This is a genomic window from Micromonospora foliorum (genome assembly GCF_022229015.1).
Lineage (GTDB): Bacteria > Actinomycetota > Actinomycetes > Mycobacteriales > Micromonosporaceae > Micromonospora > Micromonospora foliorum.
On record NZ_JAKKFF010000479.1, the window covers coordinates 1 to 2234 of the forward strand.

3 protein-coding genes are annotated in these 2234 nt (G+C 75.2%); 1 reads left to right on the forward strand and 2 read right to left on the reverse strand.

Features of this window, described 5'->3' with window-relative positions; all coding sequences use genetic code 11:
* Both PSH25_RS28450 and PSH25_RS28455 read right to left on the reverse strand, forming a co-directional pair.
* A partial coding sequence (locus PSH25_RS28450; RefSeq protein ID WP_238661968.1) for an SDR family NAD(P)-dependent oxidoreductase occupies nucleotides 1-305 on the reverse strand: 305 nt, incomplete at its 3' end.
* Nucleotides 302-748 (reverse strand): SRPBCC family protein, encoded by a 447-nt coding sequence (locus tag PSH25_RS28455; RefSeq protein WP_238661969.1) that lies wholly within the window; start codon nucleotides 746-748, stop codon nucleotides 302-304. The genes PSH25_RS28450 and PSH25_RS28455, both read right to left, overlap by 4 nt.
* A 156-nt stretch (nucleotides 749-904) precedes the next feature.
* On the opposite strand from PSH25_RS28455, the gene PSH25_RS28460 reads away from it, so the two are divergent.
* On the forward strand, nucleotides 905-2234 hold a 1330-nt coding region (locus tag PSH25_RS28460; protein WP_238661970.1), incomplete at its 3' end, for an HAD-IIIA family hydrolase.

A 2234-nucleotide genomic window follows, 5' to 3' on the forward strand; every position in this document is an offset into this window, starting at 1 on the left:
CGCGCCGGAATCTCCCAGGCCGGCGCGAACACCGACGCCATCGCGTTGTTGACCCACACGTCGACGCCACCCCAGTGGTGCACCACGTCGTCGGCGGCCTGCTGCACCGCGCCCGCGTCGGCCACGTCCACCCGGTACACGCGCACGTCGGCCGCGCCGCGCAGCCGGCACTCCCGCTCGGCGGCGACCAGACCGGCCTCGCCCCGAGCCAGCAGCGCCAGCCGGGCGCCGCGCGCCGCGTACGCGTGGGCGACGGCCCGACCGACGCCGGCGCTCGCGCCGGTCACCACGACGGTCCGGGTCACGACGCCCCCTTCTGCCGGGTGGCGATGTCGGAGAGCCGGGCCAGCGTCTCCCGGTTACGCCTGTGCAGCACCAGATCGTTGATCTTGTTGTGGACCCAACGCAGCGGGCCGGCGGCGAAGTCCTCCCCGATGCGTACCCGGGTGGCGCCCTCGCCGACCGGTTGCAGGGTGAAGGCCACGATCGCCTCGCCGGCCGGCCAGAGGCCGGCCTTCAGCACGAGCCGGTGCGGCGGTTCGCTGACCAGCACCGTCGACGCGTCCTGCAACGAGAACGGCCACGGCCCGGCCCGGTGGTGCAGTTGGCTGCCCACCCGGGGCCAGGCGTCGTCCACGTCCCGCACGTGCGCGGTGCCGACCACCCAGTCGCTGTACGTCCACCCGTCCGCGAGCACGTCGAACACCTGCTGCGGGGGAGCGTCGATCACTTTCTCCACAATCGCCACCGGGATCCCATACCCGGAGCACGGCACGGGCTAACGGCCGACCGGGTTAGCTTCTCCGGAACGGCGGGTAAGGCGGACCCGGGGCATCGCCGGCGGCGCTGGCCCACCGCCCCGACGGCGACGTTTACTCCTCGGGGCGCAGGGAACCCGCCGGCTGTGCGACAGAACCAGGAGGATCCGTATCAGCGCAGGTCAGCCCAGGTGTACGCCGCTGCTGACCGCGCCGGTTCCGGGTCTGTCGCAAGCCCTCGACCCGTGCTGTACGACGCGGTGCTGCTGGACCGCGACGGCACCCTGATCGAGGACGTGCCGTACAACGGCGACCCGGAGAAGGTACGGCCGGTGCCGGGCGCGCGGGCGGCGCTGGACCGGCTGCGCGCGGCCGGGCTGCGACTGGCGGTCGTCACGAACCAGTCGGGCCTGGCCCGGGGTTACTTCACCGGTGAGCAGATGCGGGCGGTGCACGCCCGCGTCGAGGAGCTGCTGGGCCGGTTCGACGCGTGGCTGGTCTGCCCGCACGACGACGCCGACGGTTGTGACTGCCGCAAGCCGGCACCCGGTCTGGTGTACGCCGCCGCCCGCGAGTTGGGCACGACCGCGTCCCGGTGCGTGCTGGTGGGCGACATCGGTCGGGACGTCGCCGCCGCGTTGGCCGCCGGGGCCGCGGGGGTGCTGGTGCCCACCCCGGTGACCCGCCCGGAGGAGATCGCCGCCGCCGGGTGGGTGGCCACCGACCTGCCGGCGGCGGTAGCGGAGATCCTGCGCCGCCAACAGGCCGTGCAGCCCTCGGCCCCGCCCACCGAACCGGTCCGGACGGCGCTTGTGGTCCGCGCCGACTCGGCGGGTGACGTGCTGGTCACCGGGCCGGCGATCCGCGCCGTCGCGGCCGGGGCGGAGCGGGTGGTGCTGTTGTGCGGGCCGCGCGGTCGGGCCGCCGCCAACCTGTTGCCCGGCGTCGACGAGATCATCGAACATCCGCTGCCGTGGATCGACCCCACACCGGGGCCGGTCGACCCGCAGTCCATGCGGAGCCTGACCGCGCGGCTGGGCGCCCTCGGCGCGGACCAGGCGGTGGTGTTCACCTCGTTCCACCAGTCCGCCCTGCCGCTGGCGCTGCTGTTGCGGATGGCCGGGATCGGCCGGATCGCGGCGATCAGCGACGACTATCCGGGCTCGCTGTTGGACATCCGGCACCGGGTGCCGGTCGGCGTCCCCGAGCCCGAACGTGCCCTCTCCCTGGCCGCCGCCGCCGGTCACCGGCTGGCCGACGGCGACGAGCCCGTCCTCCGGCTCCGCCGAGACGCGCTGCCGCCGCGCCCGGCCGACCTCGGCGACCCGGGGTACGTGGTGCTGCACCCCGGGTCGGCCGCATCGAGCCGGGCCTGTCCGCCCGAGGTGGCGACCCGGATCGTCGGGGCGCTGACCGACGCCGGGCACCGGGTGCTGGTCACCGGCGGCCCAGACGAGCGCGCGGTCACCGCCCGGG